Source organism: Acidimicrobiales bacterium, from assembly GCA_036270875.1.
Lineage (GTDB): Bacteria > Actinomycetota > Acidimicrobiia > Acidimicrobiales > AC-9 > AC-9.
This window is the reverse complement of the sequence record DATBBR010000034.1, coordinates 1-17,726: the sequence shown is the minus strand read 5'-3', so window position 1 is coordinate 17,726 and position 17,726 is coordinate 1. Positions and strand designations below refer to the sequence as shown.

Below are 17,726 nucleotides of genomic sequence, written 5' to 3'. Positions count from 1 at the left end.
GCCCACTAGAAAGGAGCCATGAACATCGGAGTTGTCTTTCCCCAGACCGAGATCGGCGCCGACGTGGAAGTGGTCCGCCGGTACGCCCAGCGGGCGGAGGAGCTCGGCTTCACCCACGTCCTGACCTATGACCACGTGCTCGGAGCCGACCCCGCGGTCCACCGCGGCTGGCAAGGTCCCTACGACGTCACCACCACGTTCCACGAGCCGTTCGTGCTCTTCGGCTACCTGGCGGCGGTCACCTCGCTCGAGCTGGTGACCGGCATCATCATCCTCCCTCAGCGCCAGACCGCCCTGGTCGCCAAGCAGGCGGCCGAGGTCGACCTCCTCAGCCGCGGTCATTTCCGCCTCGGCGTCGGCCTCGGGTGGAACGCCGTCGAGTACGAGGCGCTGGGCAAGAGCTTCGCCGACCGGGGCAAGCGGGTCGGCGAGCAGGTCGAGCTCCTGCGCAGGCTGTGGACCGAGAAGACCGTGACCTTCGACGGCACCTACGAGAAGGTGATCGGAGCCGGCCTGGCACCGCTGCCGCGGCAGCGACCGATCCCCGTGTGGTTCGGCGCAGCCTCGCCCCCCGCCTACCGGCGTGCCGGTCGGCTCGCCGACGGCTGGTTCCCGCAGGTGCCCCCGGGCCACGGCCTCGAGGAGGCTCGGGCCATCGTCCACCAGGCCGCCATCGACGCCGGCCGGGACCCTGAGACCCTCGGCATGGAGGGGCGGGTGACCTGGGGCGAGGGGGGCGCCGAGAAGCTGGCCGAGCAGGCCGGGAGGTGGTCCGACGCCGGTGCCACACACCTCTCGATCAACACCATGGGGGCGGGGCTGGCGTCGGTCGACCACCACCTCGACGCGCTCGAGTCGGCCATCGGGGCCGTCAGGCGGTGAAGGCCCGGCTCGCCACGACCGCCACGGTGCCGTCGGGCTGGACCCGACTCAGTGTGCCCCGCTTGATCTCGACCACGAGCACGCTTCGATCCGCATGGCCACAGGTCCCTCGGGGAACTGCAGGCCGGTGGCCACCACGCGGAAGTCGGTCATCCGCGTCGTTCTAGTCGTGTGCGCCGATACCGGCGGTAGCAGCAAGCGGTGGCCGTCGGACAAGGAAGTCGACGATGCCGGCGGCGATGCTGTCGGGCTCCTCCGCCGGAAGCATGTGGCCACCCTCCTCGAACCACACGATCTCGCTGTCGGGAATCAGCGCGTGCATGCGGCGCTGAACCACCGGAGGGGCGAAGAAGTCCCTGCCCCCGGCGAAGATCAAGGTCGGTGCGGTCACGCCCGGCAACATCTCGACTGCGTGGTGGTTGCGAAAGCCTCCGATCATCCGCCACAACACCGAGAAGTCGATGGAAGCAATCTGTGTCACGTGCGGCCCGATGCGCTCGGCCGTCACCTTCGGTCCCGCCACCTTGATCGCCTGCAACATGGTCAGGGCCGTCTCGGGCGCCGAGATACGCCGGACGACCGGTTGGAGGAAGCCGAAGGGCAGCACCCGGAACAGCACGTCGGCGATCGGGAACAGCCGGTCCATCACCGGCTGGTCGGCAAAGGTCTGCACCGGGTTCTCGAATGTGCCCGCCACCGGCAGGAGGGCGGCGACCCGATCGGGTGCCTGACGGTAGATCTCGAAGATCAGCTGGACGCCGATCGAGTGCCCGACCAGCGCCGCCACCTCGATGCCCGCGTCGTCGAGAACCTCGAGGAAGTCAGCGGCCACCCGCTCGACCGAGACGTCCTCGGGACGGAGGGCGTGCGAGTTGTAGCCAGGTGGGCGGGGCAAACCCGACTGGCCGTGCCCCCTCGTGTCCACGAGCACGGCCGTGTGGCCTGACTCGATCACGGCCGGCGCGATGACGGACCAATACGTGTCCGTGCAGCTCCACCCGTTGACAAAGAGGATCGGCACCTTGGCCGGCCCCTGAGACCGGCCCGACGAGAGGGCCCCGTCCCCGACGACGGTGTAGGCGATCGGTGTCCCGTCCGTGGTCGTGATGAACCGGTCCTTGGGAAAGCAGGCGTACTCCTCGGCTGATGTCATGCCACCATCTTCGCCGAGCTGACGATGCTGGGTACAACCGGAGGTCGGTGCGGATCGGTGCGGGGAGTCCCTAAGCTCGGCGCCGACATGCTCGAGAGTCTCCGGTCGGTGCTCAGGTTCCGCCCCGTGGACCGCGACCGCGTTCAGCGGCGGCTCGCCCGGGCGGCGTGCGTCGACGATCTCCGCCGTATCGCCCGTCGGCGACTCCCACGAGGGGTGTTCGACTACATCGACGGCGGCGCAGAGGACGAGCGCACCCTCGGAGCCAACCGCCGCGCCTTCACCCGAACCACCTTCCGGCCCCGCGTGCTTCGCAACGTCGCCGCGGTCGACCCATCTACCATCCTGCTCGGCCGGCCCATACCGATCCCGCTCGTCCTGGCACCGACCGGGTTCAGCCGTATCGCCGACCCGGCCGGTGAGCTCGCGGTGGCCCGCGCCGCCGCCGAGGCCGGAGTCCCATACACCCTGTCCACGCTCAGCACCCGGTCGATCGAGGAGGTCGCAGCGGCCCGTCGCGGCCCCAAGTGGTTCCAGGTCTACGCCTGGCGCGATCGCGGTCTGGTCAAGGAGATGCTCGACCGGGCCGCCGAGGCGCGCTACGAGGCCATCGTGCTCACCGTCGACACCGCGGTGCTGGGGCGACGCGAGCGCGACGTCAGGCGCGGCTTCACGCTCCCGCCGAAGGCCGGGCTCGACACCATCGTCGACGGCGCCATCCACCCCGCCTGGACCTGGGGACTGCTGCGCGGCGAGCCCATCCGCTTTGCCAACGTCGCCGGACGCGAGGTCGGCGACGGGGCGACGGCAGCATCCCTCGCCGATTACATCAACTCCCAGTTCGACCCCGGGCTGTGCTGGGACGACGTCGAATGGATGCGGACGGCCTGGAGCGGCCCGATCGTCATCAAGGGCATCCAGACCGTGGAGGACGCCCGCATCGCCGCCAGCTCGGGCGTCGAGGCCATCGCCCTCTCGAACCATGGCGGCCGCCAGCTCGACGACGCGCCCGCCCCGCTCGACCTGGTCGCGCCCGTCGCCGAGGCGGTGGGCGACCGACTCGAGGTCATGTGCGATGGCGGCGTTCGCCGCGGCAGCGACATCGTCAAGGCCGTGTGCCTCGGTGCCCGCGCCTGCATGGCCGGCCGGGCCTATCTGTACGGTCTGGCCGCCGGCGGCGAGCGTGGTGTCGCCCACGTGCTCTCGCTCCTCGACACCGACGTACGGCGAACGATGGCACTGGTTGGAGCCGAGTCGATCGCCGCCCTCGGACGTGATCTGGTCACCGTCTCCCCATCGGCGACCCCCGACTGAACCGGCCCGGTGCTCGAAGCACCTTCCGCTCGCGTCACATCCCAAGCGAGCTGGGTGCAGGGCGGCCGGGCCCGTGACTACCCGACCACCCCCCAACCGACGTACGCGTGGCCTACTGGGGCCCACACGCAAACTCTGCATCGGGCCAGTTGTTTTTCCCACCTGACAGGTCCGGCAAACCTCACCGTCAGGCGCACGAGGGCCGCTACGGTAGAGCCAGCAGTCGCGGTGGGCTGGCGGTGCGCGGTATGCAGCAATCTTCGTGCGAGGCGCTCGGGGCTGCCCGGCTGGGACGCGAGTCGCTAGGCGACACACACGAGGACGACGGAGAGCGATGAACGAAAGCACCTTCGAACGGTCCCGCTTCGCCGTGGTGATGCGGGGCTACGACCGAGGTCAGGTGGACGCGATCATGGAGGCGTGCGAGCGCTGGGCGGGCGAGGCCCAGGCTCATATGGACGGCGCCCAGGAGAAGCTGGCCGAGGCGGACCGCCGCGCCGCGGCCTTGGAGGGCAGGCTGTCCGAGCTCGAGGATCGCTCCGGTGAGCCCCCGCGGTCGGTGCAGGTGCTGACCGAGCGGGCCGACACTGTGCTGGGCCGGGCGTGGGAGGCGGCCGACGAGCTCCGGACCACCGTCCAGGCCGAGGCCCGAGCGGACAAGGAGGGCGCCGAACGCGACGCAACTCAGCTGAGACAGGCAGCCCGGACCAAGGCCGACGAGATCGCGGCCGAGGCCAGGCGGCACCAGGAGAAGGCGACGCCCTCGACGCAAGCGGTGCGGCGCCAGGCCGAACGCCACATCGAGGAGGGCAGGGCGGAGGCGGCCGAACGCGCACGCGCCGTCTGGCAGCGGGCCGAGGGTCCGATATCCGAGGTGCGCCGGGAGCTGGCTCGTCTCGAAGACCAGCAACAGGCGACACTCGAGGAGCTCGCCGGGCTCCGGCGGTCGCTCGACGGCCTGGTGCAGGTCTCCTGAGCCAGCAGCCCCTCGGCGGCCGTCCTCTCGTCCACCATGCCGAGCGGTAGCGGTCCCGCCGGCATCGTGCTGACCCCCGGCGCCAGCGCCGGGCGGGACCAGCCAGCGCTCGTGGCCATCGACGGCGCCGCCACGGCGCTGGGCTTGCTGGTCGAGCGGGTGGACTTTCCGTACCGTCTGGCCGGGCGGCGCAGCCCGGACTCTCCTCGGGTGCTGGTGGCCACCATCGTCGATGCCGCGGCGGGGCTCGCCGAGCGGGCCGGCGTCGGCCGGGAGCGGATCGCGCTCGGCGGACGATCCCTCGGCGGCCGCATGTGCTCGTTGGCGGCGGCCGAGGGGCAGCCGGCGGCAGCCCTCGTGCTGGTGAGCTACCCGCTCCATCCGCCGGGCCGGCCGGAGCGCCTCCGCGACGAGCACTTCCCGAGCATCGGCGTGCCCTGCCTGTTCGTCTCGGGCACGCGCGACGCCTTCGCCAGCCCCGACGAGCTGGAGGCGTCGGCGGCAGCCATCTCCGGTCCCGTCACCCACGTCTGGATCGACGGCGGCGACCACGGCCTTCGGCGAAGAGACGCCGAAGTGGCGGGGGCCGTGGGCGAGTGGCTGGGCACCCTCGTGCCCACGGTCCGACCCCGGCGATCACGACGGGCGTGACCCGCAGCACCTAGCGCGGCGGCGGGACGAAGGGCGGCCGCGGCGCCGGAAGCCGGTGTGATGGCACAACCGGACTAGTCCCTCAAGGGTCCGAAAATGGACCCTTCTACCCATTTCGCTTGTCGGTAGCCGGGGGCAAGCTGGATCTCGTTGTGAGTGAGGTCCCGACATACCGGAAGAACAGCCGATAACGCTGTTCGCTTGCGGGGGAGCTGCGGGTGAGGCGTGAACGAGGCGAAGAGCAGGGCGGGGAAGCGCCGGCCGACCAGAGCAGAGTGCCGGCAGGGGTCTGGCACTCGTCCTGGGGCCTCAGGTTCAGCCTCGGATTGGTAGCGCTGCTCGTCTGGGCGGGAGCCACGTCGGTGCCGTCCGCGCCCACGCCTGCCCGCGGTACGTCGGTGTCGCCAACGGTGACCACGCCGGTCATGGCGCCCGTGAATCCGGCCCTCCCCGCACCCTCGACGATGGACCCGGCGACGGCGACGCCGAGCCTGCCGCAGCAGACACTCGATATCACCTATGACTACGGTCCCGGTCCGCAGCCGGTGCCTGGTCAGGCGGCGCCACTGCCGTGATGCGTGAGGGGCCGCTGGCCAGCTCGATCGGCAGCGGCCCCGAGCTCCGCTAGTCCGTCGCTCCCCGCCGGGGCTCCAACCCGGCCGCCCGGTAGATGTCGTCGATGACCCCCATGTTGGCGATGCTGTCCGCCGGCGGCGTGAGCGGAGGGACGGATCGCCGCACGGCAGCGACGAAGGCGGCGAGCTGGTACGAGTAGGTCGAGCCGCCGCGGACGCGCCGGCGCCGAGTCCCGTTCTCGCTCCTGACGGTCAGCAGGTTGAATACCTGGGGGCCGATCGGGTTGAGGATGTGCATCCTGCCCCGTTCACCGATGACCGCGGCGCTGGATCTGAGGATGCTCGACGACCACATCGACGTCGTCACCCGCCCGGTCGTGCGAGGGCCGAAGGCCAGCTCTGCCTGCACGAACCGATCGACCCCCGGAGAGCGGAGCCGCGCCGTGGCACCGGTGACGGTGGGCTCGCGCCCGGACAGAGTACGAACGATGTGGACCGGGTAGCAGCCGGCATCCATCAGGGCACCACCGGCAAGGTCGAGCTGCCACCGGATGTCGTCGCGTCGAAGGAGGGGAAAGCAAAGAGCCGCCTCCACCCGGCGAACCTCGCCCAGCTCGCCGCTCTGCACGATCTCGAGCGCCTGGACCGCCAAGGGGTGGTACCGCCAGTGGAACGCTTCCATGACGACCCGACCCGACTTCTCGGCGGCCGCAGCCACCCGCTCGGCCTCGGGAGCGTTGGCGGTGAACGGCTTCTCGCACAACACGTGCTTTCCGGCCTCGAGCGCCAAGAGGGTCCACTTCCCGTGGAGGCTGTTGGGCAGCGGGTTGTACACGGCGTCCACATCGTCGTCGGCGAGGAGCGCCTCGTAGGTCTTGTGGACGACCGGGATGCCGTGGCGCTCGGCGAACACCGCCGCTCTCGAGGGATCGCGGGCGGCGACGGCTCGGATGTCGGCGTCGGCCGTGGCCTTCGCCGGGCTCACGAGCGCGTTGGGAACGATGCGGGCGGCGCCGAGACAACCGAATCGGAGGGGCTCCACGCCGCTAGCGAGGCGATCCCGGCGCCACCAGCGGCCAGGGTCGTTCCCGCTCGACGACGCGAGCGAGGTCGAGCAGCAGGGCGTCGGCGTGGTGGCGGCCGATCACCTGCATCCCGACGGGCAAGCCCTCGATCAACCCGGCCGGGATGGAGATGGCGGGGTTGCCGCTGATGTTCGCCGGGATTGTCAGGGCGCCGTTGTTGTCGGGGCCGACGGTCAGGTCCCCGACCTTGGTATTGAGCGTGCAGTCGGCCGGGTAGGCCACGTCGGGGTTGGTGGCGCACACGATGAAGTCAACCTGGTCGAACGCGTCCGCCATCGCCTCGTTGGCTGCGGTGCGGTTGACCTCGGCCTTGGCGACCACGTCGAGGTTGACCACCTGGGACGCCATCTGCAGCCCGAACGCCATCTCCGTGGTCAGGTCGGGCAGGCAGTCGGGATAGCGGTCGCCCAGCTCGCCCACCAGGGTGGCCAGATTGGCCAAAGCCCACTCGGCGCCCGAGCTCGGGAGCTCAACCGGGACGTCGACCACCCGGAGGCCGGCGTCCCGAGCCAGCGCCTGGCCCGCCTCGACGACCAGCGCCTCGACCTCCGGACGCACGACCGCCGATCCGAGCGTGGGAGCGATCGCCACCCGCATGCCGGTCAGATCGTGCCGGTCGAGGTCGCGCTCCCAGCCCTCGACGCGGGGCAGGCTGTACGGATCACGGCCGTCGTGACCGTTGCACACGTCGAAATAGCGGGCGACGTCGCGCACGGATCTCGCCATGCAACCGAGGACCACGGTCAGCGGCCCGATGACCGTCTTCGGTCCGCGCGGAATCCGCCCCGCCGTTCCCTTCATGCCGACGAGCCCGCAGAAGCCGGCCGGGATCCGGATCGAGCCGCCGCCGTCGCCGCCCGTGGCCAGGGGCAGTAACCCGCCGGCGACGGCGGCCGAGGAGCCGGCCGACGAGCCGCCCGTCGTCCTGGTGAGATCCCACGGGTTGCGGGTGACTCCGTGAAGGAGGCTCACACTCACGTTGAGCCCACCGAACTCGCTGGCCGTGGTCTGGCCGACGAGAACCGCTCCCCCCGCCCGCAGTCGCGTGACGACGGTGGCGTCCTGATCGGCGATTCGGTCTGCGAAGGCCCGTGACGCCTCCGTGAGCGGCCAGCCGGCGACGGCATCGAGCTCCTTGACCCCTACGACGAGCCCGCCGAGAGGCGCCGACACGTCGGCCACGCCCGCCCGTTCGCGGGCCGCCTCGGCGTCGAGATGGCTGAAGGCGTTCAGCTCACTGGCGGCGATGGCATCGAGCGTCGCCTCGAGCTCCTCCTTGGGGGATCGCTCCCCGGAGCGATAGGCGTCGATGAGGGAACAGGCGTCAGCCGCCCACGGTGCGTCGGACATGGCGGCAGCCTACGAGCAACCCTCACCCCCGGTCATCCCGGAGAGCCCCGACAGGCCGGGCTCGGAATGGTGACGGAGCCAGGGCGGTTGGTCCAAGGGACAGCACGTATTGCCGACGACGGGGTATGCCCATGGTGGCCGAGGCAAGAGGTCGCGTTCGAGTCGAGGATGGGCCCAAGCGGGTCCGGACCTACCTCGGCGGGGAGGTGGTCGCCGACACCGTGCGGCCCAAGCTGGTGTGGGAAGTGCCGTACTTCCCCGCTTACTACATCCCTGAGGAGGATGTCCGCATGGAGCTGCTCACGCCCACCGAGCGCCGGGAGCAGTCGCCCAGCCGGGGCGAGGCCAGCTACTTCAGCGTCAAGGGCGGCAGCAAGGAGGCCACCGACGCGGCGTCGACCTATCCGGAGTCGCCGCTGGCGGAGCTCCGTGGCCTCGTCCGCTTCGACTGGGAGGCCATGGACGCCTGGTTCGAGGAGGACGAGGAGGTGTACGTCCACCCACGCGACCCACACACCCGGGTCGACATCCTGCCCAGCTCCCGTCACGTCGAGGTGATCGTGAACGGTGTGAAGGTCGCCGACTCCCACCAGCCCCGGCTGCTGTTCGAGACGGGGCTGCCCACCCGTTACTACTTGCCTCTCGTCGACGTTCGCTTGGACCTGCTGCACCCGTCGGACACGACCACGCGTTGCCCCTACAAGGGCACGGCCAGCTACTGGTCGGTCGAAGCCGGCAGCCAGGTGGTGCCCGACCTGGCCTGGATCTACCGGGCTCCCGTGGCCGAGAGCGTCAGGATCGCCGGGCTGGCGTGCTTCTACAACGAGAAGGTCGACATCTCCGTCGATGGGGAGCGCCAGGAGCGGCCGCACAGCATCTTCTCCTAGCGGGCTCTTCCGAGCTGGGTCTTCCTAGCCGGACGTACTTGCGTCCAGTTCGCATCTGAGACAGGCTACGCGGCGATGCCCGTGCGAGACCGCTTGCGTCCGGCAGAGTGGCGGCGGGTGGGGGCCATGACCGGGTTCATTCTGCTCCTGCACGTCCTCGGCTTCGGCATCCTCGCCCTCGTCGTGTTGCCCGGTCACTATCACCTGGGGGCGAGGGCCTTCGGATTCGGCACCGGTGTGCTCGCCTACACCCTCGGGTTGCGTCACGCCTTCGACGCCGATCACATCTCGGCCATCGACAATACGACCCGCAAGCTCATGGCCGACGGCAAACGTCCCCTCAGTGTGGGGTTCTTCTTCTCCCTCGGGCACTCGAGCGTCGTGTTCGTCCTGGCCGTGCTGCTGAACTTCGGGATCAAGGCCCTGGAGAGCCAGGTCCAGAACGACTCCTCCTCCCTCCACCACTACACGGGCCTCGTCGGCACCAGCGTCTCGGGGGCATTCCTCTATCTCATCGCCATCCTGAACGTCGTCATCCTCGTGTCGATCATCCGCGTGTTCCTCGAGATGCGCCGCGGCCGCTACGACGACAAGGAGCTGGAACGCCAGCTCGACTCGCGCGGGCTGATGAACCGGTTCTTCGGGCCGCTGGCCCGACGCGTGGACGCGCCCTGGAAGATGTACCCGATGGGCATCCTCTTCGGGCTCGGATTCGACACCGCCTCAGAGATCGCCCTGCTCGTCATGGCCGGGGGGGCGGTGGCGAGCGGCCTGCCGTTCTACGCCATCCTCTGTCTGCCCATCCTCTTCGCCGCTGGCATGTCGCTGCTCGACACGATCGACGGCTCGTTCATGAACTTCGCCTACGGGTGGGCGTTCTCCCGGCCCGTTCGCAAGGTGTACTACAACCTCACCATCACCGGCCTGTCCGTCGCCGTGGCCACCTTCATCGGGACCGTCGAGCTCCTCTCCATTCTCGGGACCGAGCTCCGCCTCACCGGCGGGGTCTGGGACCTCACTGCCAACTTCAACATCAACCAGGCCGGCTACTTCATCGTCGGGGTCTTCGTCGTCACCTGGATCGCGGCGCTGGCCCTCTGGCGTTTCGGACGCGTCGAGGCCCGCTGGGAGGACGCGGCGGCGAGGGCTCGGGGCGCGGGGGCGCGCCAGCCGGAGCTGGCCCGAGAGGGATCGCCCTAGCCGCTGCAACCGTCCCGTCCCACCCCTGATGACCGGCTCGCGGCCAGGTCACGGGAGGCGAAGACAGCCGTCGGCCCCCAGCACCGCCAGTCCGTCGGCCACGAGCGAGTCTGCAATGCGATGGGCGCGCCCGGCTTCCCCTTCGGCGGCCGACCAGCCGGCGGCCGCCGCCACCTCGGCGGCGGGGACGGGCGAGCGCCGGAGCGCGGCAACCAGCCGTCCTCGACCTTGGCGGTCGGATCCCGTGAAGGATCCCTGCGGCCGCCCGACGCCAGTTGACCCCTCGGCGGGATCTGGATCCGGCCAGCCCGCGGCCTCCCAACGGCACGAGCTGCTCGCCTCGCCTGCCCGCCCCGCCACCGGGCAGCGGTCGCAGGCTGGCCGCCGTCGGGTGCACACCAGGGCGCCCAGGTCGAGCATGGCCTGGTTCCACACCCATCCCATGTTGGCCGGAACGAGCGCATCCGCCATCGCTTGCACCTCGGCCCTGGTGTCGATGCGAGGGCCGGCCACAGCCCGGGCCAACACCCGCGCCGCGTTGGTATCGACGACTCCGACGTCGGCCTCGTGGGCGAAGGCGAGCACCGCCCGCGCCACGTAGGGTCCGACGCCCGGCAGCGCCAGCAACGACGGGAGGTCGCCCGGCAGGCGCCCGTCGTGACGCTCCACGACGACGACGGCCGTCCGATGGAGGCTCACCGCCCGGCGGTTGTAGCCGAGACCGGCCCAGGCCCGCACGACGTCGCCGACCGAGGCCGCTGCGCACGCCTTGGGCGTTGGAAACCGCTCGAGGAAGTCGGGCCAGCGGGTCGCGACCCTGGATACCTGGGTCTGCTGCAGCATCATCTCGCTGATCAGCACGGCCCACGGGTCTCTGGTCTGTCGCCAGGGCAGGTCACGCCGCGACTGCGCGGACCAGGCCAACAGCTCGGCCTCGAGGCTCACGAGGCCCGACGATAGCGAGCGACGGGCCGAGAGGACGGCCGTCGGTCAGCTGCCGGTCGAGTGCCCGACGACGGAGTTGATGTACTGCAGCATGGGTGCGCCTGCTCCGTTGGGGCCGACCGGGTAGAAGCCGACCTCGAGATGGGGTCCGGTCGACTCGCCCACGATCCCGTAGCCGACGATGGTGATCTGCTGGCCCTGAGCCACCGTGGCGCCCACGGGCACGAGATCGGGTCCGGCGTGGCCGTAGTACACCGCCCGGCCGGCCAGGGGCCCACTGGTGATCTGCAGCACGGGCGCGTTGGGACCGAAGCCGCCGATGCCCTCACGGATGATGACGCCCGGTCCCATGGCGAACTCCGGGGTGCCGCCAGGAGCGGAGTAGTCGACGCCGTCGTCGACCGTCCCGTTCTTGAGGTACTGCACGGGCAGCGGCAGACCGCCACCATCGGTCGCCGGTGGGGGCGACGGCGTTGCCGACGTGGCGACGGCCGGCTGGGGCCCCTGGGCGGCCGACTCCAGCGCCGCCCTGGCCCTGGCTGCGTCGGCGAGAGCGGCCTCAGCCGCCTGCTCCTGCGCCTGGAGGCTCACCTGCTGGGCCTTGAGCGTCGACCGGACCTGCTCGAGGCGACGGGATGCGTCGCGTGCGTCGCCCGTCACCGTCTTGAGGTACTCCGTGCGCACCAGCGAGTCGTCGGTGCCACCGTTCGAAAGCGCGGCCGCCGTCGGGGGCACGCTCCCGTCGACGAAGGAGTCCACGACGTCCTGGCGCAGATGGGAACGCGCGGCAGGGATCTGGGCCTCGGTCTTGGCCAGCGCTGCCGACGCTCCCGCCAGTTGCAGGCCTACCGCATTGACTCTGGCGCTGGCGGCCTCGTAGCGGCCGGCGATGGCCTCGAGCTGGGACTGGGGTCCGATCGGAACCCCGGCGCCACCGGGGTCGGCGGCGTCGGCCCCGGCAGGTTTTGGCGTCAGGGCGAGGGGGTAGCTGAGAGCAGCCGCCGCCGCCACGGCGAGCGCGGCACCCCTGCGGGTGAACCTCAGAGCTGAATGCACAACGGAGCGGCAAGCTACCGGGGCGCTGTGTCGAGATGCAAATCAGCATCAAGCAAATTTCGATAATTGACTAGCTCGATAGCAAGCGGCGCCGACGCGCCCAGCGGCGCCAGGCCCAGGGGGGTGACGCCACTGCGCACCGACGGGGCTCTAAGTTCGCCTGGTGAGCCGGGACGAGGGAGCGCCTGTCGCCATCGGGAGGCGGGTGTTCCTGGGCATGGCCGGCCTCGGGGTTCTGGGGATCGTGTTCGGGTCGAAGGCCCAGCGGGTCGTCGGGGACGCCCTCAGCCCGCTGACGGGCGGTGGTGGCGGCCTGGCGTCGATCCTGCCCGGCGCCGACGGCTTTCGCATCTACTCGGTCTCGTCGTCCCTTCCGTCGATCTCCACCTCGCAGTATCGCCTGCGGGTCGAGGGCCTCGTCGACCGCCCGATGGTGCTGACGTTCCCGGATCTGCAGGGGATGCCCCATACCCAGTTGGCTCGCGACTTCCAGTGCGTGACGGGGTGGCGGGTACCTGACGTCCACTGGGCCGGCGTCCGCCTGTCCGAGATCCTGCGGGCCGCGGGGGTGCAACCCGGGGCCAAGGCACTCACCTTCGAGTCCTACGACGGCACAGATTTCGAGAGCCTCACCCTCGACCAGGCGGCCCGACCCGACGTCATCGTCGCCGACCGCATGCTCGGCGGTCCGGTGACGAGCGAGCACGGCGGGCCGGTACGCCTGTACGTGGCACCGATGTACGGCTACAAATCGCTGAAGTGGCTATCGGCCATCCGCGTCGTCGACCGCGTGGAGCCCGGCTTCTGGGAGGAAAACGGCTACGACGTCGACGCCTGGGTGGGCAACTCCAACGGCCGCAGCGATGCCCAGACCAGCTGACGACCGGCGGCTGGTCCGCTTCGACCGCATCGAGCGGCTGGCCCACTGGTCCCTCGCCCTGCTGTTCATCGTCCTCATGCTCACCGCAATCCCCCTCTACGTGGGCTCGGTGGCCCAGCTGGTGGGACGTCGGGCGCTCCTGGCGGAGATCCATTCCTGGTCCGGGGTGGCCCTTCCCGTCCCGCTGCTGGTGTCCCTGCTCGGCCCGTGGGGCCGCGGGCTCCGGCGTGACGTGCGCCGGCTGAACCTCTGGACTCCGGATGAACGTCGCTGGCTACGCAGCGTCGGTCGTCATCCGGTGGTCGAGCCGGGCAAGTTCAACGCCGGCCAGAAGCTCAACGCCGCCTTCACCGGCGGCGTGATCGTCGCCATGCTGGCGACGGGATCGGTGATGCACTGGTACAAGCCGTTTCCCGTCGACTGGCGCACCGGAGCCACCTTCGTCCACGACCTCATTGCCTTCGCCGTCTTTGCCGTGGTGATCGGCCACATCGGCTTCGCCCTGACCCATCGAGACGCGCTGCGGTCGATGTTCCGCGGGTGGGTCACCAGGCGCTGGGCCAGGGTGCACGCCCCCCAGTGGGTGAAGGAGCTCGAGGTCGAGTAGGGCGATGTACCCACCCGCCGCACAGGATGGTCGCTCATGGTGCATTGGTCGTGTTCCACCTTTGGTCGAAAGAGCCTCTCGTCCCGCGCAGGTCGCCGCCCACTTTCGACGTGAGGTGGAACGGAGGTAACGCCCGCAGGCCGGGGCCGAGCATGCCGAGTCGTGCGACCTCACCAGGGGCGGGTCTCGCTCCGGAAGAAGCGGAGGTGCCGCTCGCACAACCCCAGAAGGTCTTCGGCCCTTACGACTCCCGAGCACTGCCGACCGTTGAGAATGTCGGCCCAACATCTCTCCTCGGGCGGGACCAGATCTGCTGAGCAGGCCGTCAGTGCGGGTGTGAGCCGCCCGCGCCCAGCAGTCGCCGCCGCTTCAGATCCTGTCTGGCCGACCACCCCCAGCCGTGGTCGATCGAGGGCCGAATGTCTCCTACGATGCGCCGGCACCTGTCTCTCTCGTCTCGGTCAGCCACGACGTGCTCCTGGTCCCTTATTCCCGGGCAGGGACGACAAGACACCAGGAAGTCAGGACTTCACCCTCGAGTCGCGTCAATCCTGCTCGTGTGGTGAGACGTCGAGAGGAAGATGTCTAGGGGTTGGGTCTACGAGCTGCCGTGGATCGAAGTCCGGAACACCGGGCGCGAGGCACAGGCGAGGTGGGTGTGCCAGTCCCCGGCGGGCCAGCGAGATTGCTCAACCGGACGGGCTGATGTTCTGGTTCATCCGAAAGAGGTTGCCGGGGTCGTACTGCTTCTTGATAGACGCCAGGCGGTCGTAGTTGCCCTTGTAGTTGTCCCGGATGCGGTCCTGGTCGTCTCCGGCCATGAAGTTGACGTAGCCGCCCGGGGCCGAGTGCGGCTCGAGAGCCTTGTAGTAACCCTTGACCCACTGGATGTTGTTGTCGTTGTCCGCTGGGTCGGGCCACATGCCGGCGATCACGGTGGCGAAGGTCGCATCACGGTAGGCAAAGGCCGTGGCCTCGGAGGGAACCCGATGACAGGCACCGTTGATCGGGTAGATGTGCATCGTCGAGCTGAGCGCCGGGACCTTCGGGCCGTGCTCCAGGTGGGCCTGGATGGCACCGTCGGTCAGGTCGGAGGCGAACGACGCCTTCCAGTAGTGCTGGAGACCGGGCGGTAGCAACGGGTCGAAGGCGCTGTTGAGAGCGGGGTACGGCATCGGGCTCACCATCTCGGCCACTGTCGGGGCGGCCTTTTGGATGGGAGCGAGCGCCTCCTCACCCTTGTCCAGGGGGCCGGCCCAGCAGGCCACCATGGCGCAGAACGTCTTGCCGTGTTCCTGCTCGGGGATGAACGGGAGGGGCGGGGCGATCTGGAAGGCGGGGAACGTTCCCATCTCCTCCGGAGCGTCCGTGATGTAGTCGCGGTAGAACTCGAGCACGTCGCGGGTCCGGTCGAGCGGATAGAAGAAGATGCCGGCGAAGATGTCCTGGACCGGGTGCAGCTGGTACTCGAACGAGGTAATGACCCCGAAGTTCCCACCGCCGCCGCGAAGGGCCCAGAAGAGGTCCGCGTTCTCTTTCTCGCTGGCGACGAGAAACCGGCCGTCGGCAGTCACGACGTCGGCCGACACCAGATTGTCGCAGGACAGCCCGAAACCGCGGTCGAGATAGCCGATCCCGCCCCCGAGAGTGAGGCCCGCAATCCCTGTGGTCGAGACGATGCCTCCCGTCGTGGCCAGGCCGAAGGCGTACGTGGCGTGGTTGAAGTCGCCCCAGGTGCAGCCGGGCTCGGCGCGGGCACGTTGTGTCGCCGGGTCCACCCGAACGCCCCTCATCGATGAGAAGTCGATGACCACCCCACCGTGGTTGGTGCCGAAGCCCGGAACGCTGTGCCCACCTCCCCGCACCGACAGGTCCAGGCCGCTGTCCGCAGCCAGGGTGACCGCGGCGCGCACATCGCCGACGTCGGCGCAGCACACGACGACCTGCGGATGACAGTCGATCATGCCGTTGTACACCCTGCGTGCCTCGTCATATTCGGCATTGTCAGCCGTGATGACTTGGCCGCGAACGCTCTCCCGCAACGCTTCGATATCCGGCGCGCCCATCGCAATTCCCCCTTGCCCTCGCCCTGTAACGCCGACCATTGCACACAGGGATGGGAGAGGCAATGGCCGAATCCAGACGTAAGTGCTCAAGACGGGCAGGTGCCATCCCATGGCAACGAGGGGCGAGGCGGAAGATCCGATAGAAGATCGAGTAGGCACCGTTGGGTGTGAAACGGGTCTGGGCAATCCGGCAATCTGTCGCCTCGTCCACTCGCGATGAACCGTCTTAGCGCCGCGACGTCGCCTCGCGAGGAGCAAGTTCGGCAGTCAAGCCCTCGCGGCGAACAGCCGCCAGCGTCCGGGCACACCCTTGAGGTCGTGTTCTCCCCGATCAGCAAAGTCGAGCCCCGAGCCCGCCACCAGGTCGGTCACGGTCCGGGAGACGAGGACCTCACCAGGCTGGGCCAAGGACTCGACTCGCGCGGCGATGTTCACCCCGAGGCCGGCGATGTCGTCTCCCCGCAACTCGACTTCGCCGGTGTGCACACCGGCTCGTACCTCCAGCCCCAGGGCCTGAGCGCCGTCGCTGATAGCCCTGGCGCACCTCACGGACCGTGCCGGGCCGTCGAACACCGCCAGTACGCCGTCGCCGGTCGTCTTGACGAGCCGACCGCCGTATCGCTCGACCTGACGCTCGGAGAGGGCGTCGTGCCGATTCAGCAGGAGCCTCCACGACCTGTCTCCGAGCTCGGCTGCCCGGCGGGTCGAATCGACGATGTCGGTGAAGAGGACACTAGCCAGCACCCGGTCCGGTTCGGGCACCGACCGGGCACCGGTGAGGAACTCCTCGGTCTCGTCGAGGATCTGGCCGGTGCCTTCGGTCCACCAGAAATGATCTGTGCCCGGGAGCTCGACCAGCCGAGCACCGTCGATGTGCTCAGCCAAGTATTGGCCATGTACGAACGGGATCATGCGGTCCGCGGTGCGGTGCATCACGAGGACCGGTGCGTTCACCAAGGGAAGCGCGGGCCGGACGTCGATGTCCAGGTACGAGCTCATCAGAGCCACGGCCGCTCCCGGACTCGCGGCCAATCGCTGCAGACGGGCGAAGGACTCCCGCGCCGCCGGGTCGTGGGCGACGCTCGGGGCCCAAGCGGCAAGACCGACGCCGGTTCCCCAGCGGGGCTCGAGGTATTGGGCGAACTGATAGACCAGCTCGGTCGGCATCCCGATCTCGTAGTCAGGACATGCCGTTAGGCGGGCGTACGCACCTAGCAGGACCAGCGCCCGTGTCCGCCCGGGATGGGCTGCGGCGAAGAGAAGGGCCATGGGGCCGCCCTCCGACACGGCGAGAAGGGCGGCGTGCTCGGAGTCGGCCGCCTGCATGACCGCTTCGATGTCGAGCATGCGGCGGTCGATGTCGGGGAGTCGCCCGGTTCGGTCGGACATGCCGGTGCCGCGCTTGTCGAACATGATCACCCTGGAGAACGACCCGAGCCGGCGAAGGTCCCGGGCGATGGCTTCGTCCTCCCATTGCAGCTCGAGGTGGGAAATGAAGCCTGGAACCACCACCAGATCGAAGAGCCCGTCGCCGAAGACCTGGTAGGCGATGTGGACCCCATCATCGGTCTTGGCGTAGTGGGTTTCCGGCGCCCGGTCCACGGGACCATTTGAGCAGGGTCGACGGCGAGGCGCCGGGAAGGGACACGATGCCGCATCTCCGGCCGCTGAGGGCCTGGCATTCCCGGCAGCGACAGAGCTACTCGTCGTCTTCGACCGACCTACTGCTCGACCCCGTCGGTCCCGTCGGTCACGAGGAGCCGGGCGTCGACCCACGTGGTCCAGCCGTTGGAGCAGGCGATATGGGCCCACTGGTCCTGGCGGTCGAGCACCTGTACCTCGCTTCCCGGGTCGAGGCTGGCCACGACGGGACTGCTGAGGTCGGGAGCGGCCCAACACGCCATGCCCCTTTCCGGCGCGCGGTGCGTCGGGCTCCAGGAGGTAACCGGAGCCATCGGCTGGGTCGCCGAAGAGGATTGATCGATCGGCGCTGCCGGTTGGGTGAGCGCCAGCTCGTCCTGGGCTCCGTCCTGGGCTGGCAGGGCCTGGGAGGCGGCCGGCGTGCCGGCAGCAGGGGTGCGGGCGGCGGCCTCAGGAAC

The 17,726-nt window shown here is 69.6% G+C and carries 17 protein-coding genes; 9 read left to right on the top strand and 8 right to left on the bottom strand.

Annotation, left to right across the window (positions count from 1 at the left end; all coding sequences use genetic code 11):
- The first annotated feature begins 18 nt into the window (after positions 1-18).
- Positions 19-882: an LLM class F420-dependent oxidoreductase gene (locus VH112_03815; protein HEX4539347.1), complete on the top strand. Its 864-nt coding sequence runs from the start codon at positions 19-21 to the stop codon at positions 880-882.
- A 163-nt stretch (positions 883-1,045) separates the two neighbouring features.
- Here VH112_03815 and VH112_03810 read toward each other — a convergent pair whose 3' ends face one another.
- Positions 1,046-2,035, bottom strand: coding sequence for an alpha/beta hydrolase (locus tag VH112_03810; GenBank protein ID HEX4539346.1), 990 nt, complete (start codon positions 2,033-2,035; stop codon positions 1,046-1,048).
- An 87-nt stretch (positions 2,036-2,122) separates the two neighbouring features.
- Here VH112_03810 and VH112_03805 point away from each other — a divergent pair, with 87 nt between their 5' ends.
- The 4 genes from VH112_03805 to VH112_03790 all read left to right on the top strand — a co-directional run bounded on the left by VH112_03805 (position 2,123) and on the right by VH112_03790 (position 5,551).
- Positions 2,123-3,349: an alpha-hydroxy acid oxidase gene (locus tag VH112_03805; protein ID HEX4539345.1), complete on the top strand. Its 1,227-nt coding sequence runs from the start codon at positions 2,123-2,125 to the stop codon at positions 3,347-3,349.
- A gap of 334 nt (positions 3,350-3,683) precedes the next feature.
- A complete protein-coding gene (locus tag VH112_03800; protein ID HEX4539344.1) occupies positions 3,684-4,325 on the top strand; it encodes a hypothetical protein in 642 nt (213 codons plus the stop codon).
- 36 nt (positions 4,326-4,361) lie between these two features.
- Positions 4,362-4,976 (top strand): alpha/beta family hydrolase, encoded by a 615-nt coding sequence (locus VH112_03795; GenBank protein HEX4539343.1) that lies wholly within the window; start codon positions 4,362-4,364, stop codon positions 4,974-4,976.
- A gap of 218 nt (positions 4,977-5,194) precedes the next feature.
- Positions 5,195-5,551 carry a hypothetical protein gene (locus tag VH112_03790; GenBank protein ID HEX4539342.1) on the top strand — a complete coding sequence of 119 codons (357 nt, stop codon included), beginning with the start codon at positions 5,195-5,197 and terminating at the stop codon, positions 5,549-5,551.
- Positions 5,552-5,600: 49 nt separating this feature from the next.
- Here VH112_03790 and VH112_03785 read toward each other — a convergent pair whose 3' ends face one another.
- Together VH112_03785 and VH112_03780 are read right to left on the bottom strand one after the other, a co-directional pair.
- A complete protein-coding gene (locus VH112_03785) occupies positions 5,601-6,593 on the bottom strand; it encodes a Gfo/Idh/MocA family oxidoreductase (GenBank protein HEX4539341.1) in 993 nt (330 codons plus the stop codon).
- A 4-nt stretch (positions 6,594-6,597) separates the two neighbouring features.
- Positions 6,598-7,986, bottom strand: coding sequence for an amidase family protein (locus VH112_03780; protein ID HEX4539340.1), 1,389 nt, complete (start codon positions 7,984-7,986; stop codon positions 6,598-6,600).
- Between the two features lie 131 nt (positions 7,987-8,117).
- Here VH112_03780 and VH112_03775 point away from each other — a divergent pair, with 131 nt between their 5' ends.
- Together VH112_03775 and VH112_03770 are read left to right on the top strand one after the other, a co-directional pair.
- On the top strand, positions 8,118-8,873 hold the full coding sequence (locus tag VH112_03775; protein ID HEX4539339.1) for a DUF427 domain-containing protein: 756 nt from the start codon (positions 8,118-8,120) through the stop codon (positions 8,871-8,873).
- Positions 8,874-8,948: 75 nt separating this feature from the next.
- The gene (locus tag VH112_03770; protein HEX4539338.1) at positions 8,949-10,073 is read left to right on the top strand and encodes a HoxN/HupN/NixA family nickel/cobalt transporter; all 1,125 of its coding nucleotides are present in this window, start codon (positions 8,949-8,951) and stop codon (positions 10,071-10,073) included.
- Between the two features lie 48 nt (positions 10,074-10,121).
- Here VH112_03770 and VH112_03765 read toward each other — a convergent pair whose 3' ends face one another.
- Together VH112_03765 and VH112_03760 are read right to left on the bottom strand one after the other, a co-directional pair.
- Positions 10,122-11,018, bottom strand: a complete 897-nt coding sequence (locus VH112_03765) for an A/G-specific adenine glycosylase (protein HEX4539337.1) — start codon at positions 11,016-11,018, stop codon at positions 10,122-10,124.
- Positions 11,019-11,063: 45 nt separating this feature from the next.
- Positions 11,064-12,074 (bottom strand): M23 family metallopeptidase, encoded by a 1,011-nt coding sequence (locus VH112_03760; GenBank protein ID HEX4539336.1) that lies wholly within the window; start codon positions 12,072-12,074, stop codon positions 11,064-11,066.
- Positions 12,075-12,237: 163 nt separating this feature from the next.
- On the opposite strand from VH112_03760, the gene VH112_03755 reads away from it, so the two are divergent.
- Both VH112_03755 and VH112_03750 read left to right on the top strand, forming a co-directional pair.
- Positions 12,238-12,954, top strand: coding sequence for a molybdopterin-dependent oxidoreductase (locus tag VH112_03755; protein HEX4539335.1), 717 nt, complete (start codon positions 12,238-12,240; stop codon positions 12,952-12,954).
- Positions 12,938-13,561 (top strand): cytochrome b/b6 domain-containing protein, encoded by a 624-nt coding sequence (locus VH112_03750; GenBank protein HEX4539334.1) that lies wholly within the window; start codon positions 12,938-12,940, stop codon positions 13,559-13,561. Before VH112_03755 ends, VH112_03750 begins: the two co-directional genes overlap by 17 nt.
- A gap of 689 nt (positions 13,562-14,250) precedes the next feature.
- Here VH112_03750 and VH112_03745 read toward each other — a convergent pair.
- The 3 genes from VH112_03745 to VH112_03735 all read right to left on the bottom strand — a co-directional run.
- Positions 14,251-15,627, bottom strand: coding sequence for an FAD-binding oxidoreductase (locus VH112_03745; GenBank protein ID HEX4539333.1), 1,377 nt, complete (start codon positions 15,625-15,627; stop codon positions 14,251-14,253).
- Between the two features lie 267 nt (positions 15,628-15,894).
- Entirely contained in the window at positions 15,895-17,229 is a 1,335-nt protein-coding gene (locus VH112_03740; protein HEX4539332.1) for an adenylate/guanylate cyclase domain-containing protein, read from the bottom strand.
- A 119-nt stretch (positions 17,230-17,348) separates the two neighbouring features.
- On the bottom strand, positions 17,349-17,726 hold a 378-nt coding region (locus VH112_03735; GenBank protein HEX4539331.1), incomplete at its 5' end, for an SH3 domain-containing protein.

Bases quoted from the DNA above. Each gene is read 5' to 3' on its own strand.
- VH112_03750 (HEX4539334.1), top strand. From the start codon at position 12,938: ATGCCCAGACCAGCTGACGACCGGCGGCTGGTCCGCTTCGACCGCATC.
- VH112_03800 (HEX4539344.1), top strand. From the start codon at position 3,684: ATGAACGAAAGCACCTTCGAACGGTCCCGCTTCGCCGTGGTGATGCGG.
- VH112_03815 (HEX4539347.1), top strand. From the start codon at position 19: ATGAACATCGGAGTTGTCTTTCCCCAGACCGAGATCGGCGCCGACGTG.
- VH112_03780 (HEX4539340.1), bottom strand. From the start codon at position 7,986: ATGTCCGACGCACCGTGGGCGGCTGACGCCTGTTCCCTCATCGACGCC.
- VH112_03745 (HEX4539333.1), bottom strand. From the start codon at position 15,627: ATGGGCGCGCCGGATATCGAAGCGTTGCGGGAGAGCGTTCGCGGCCAA.
- VH112_03810 (HEX4539346.1), bottom strand. From the start codon at position 2,035: ATGACATCAGCCGAGGAGTACGCCTGCTTTCCCAAGGACCGGTTCATC.
- VH112_03805 (HEX4539345.1), top strand. From the start codon at position 2,123: ATGCTCGAGAGTCTCCGGTCGGTGCTCAGGTTCCGCCCCGTGGACCGC.
- VH112_03795 (HEX4539343.1), top strand. From the start codon at position 4,362: ATGCCGAGCGGTAGCGGTCCCGCCGGCATCGTGCTGACCCCCGGCGCC.
- VH112_03770 (HEX4539338.1), top strand. From the start codon at position 8,949: ATGCCCGTGCGAGACCGCTTGCGTCCGGCAGAGTGGCGGCGGGTGGGG.
- VH112_03775 (HEX4539339.1), top strand. From the start codon at position 8,118: ATGGTGGCCGAGGCAAGAGGTCGCGTTCGAGTCGAGGATGGGCCCAAG.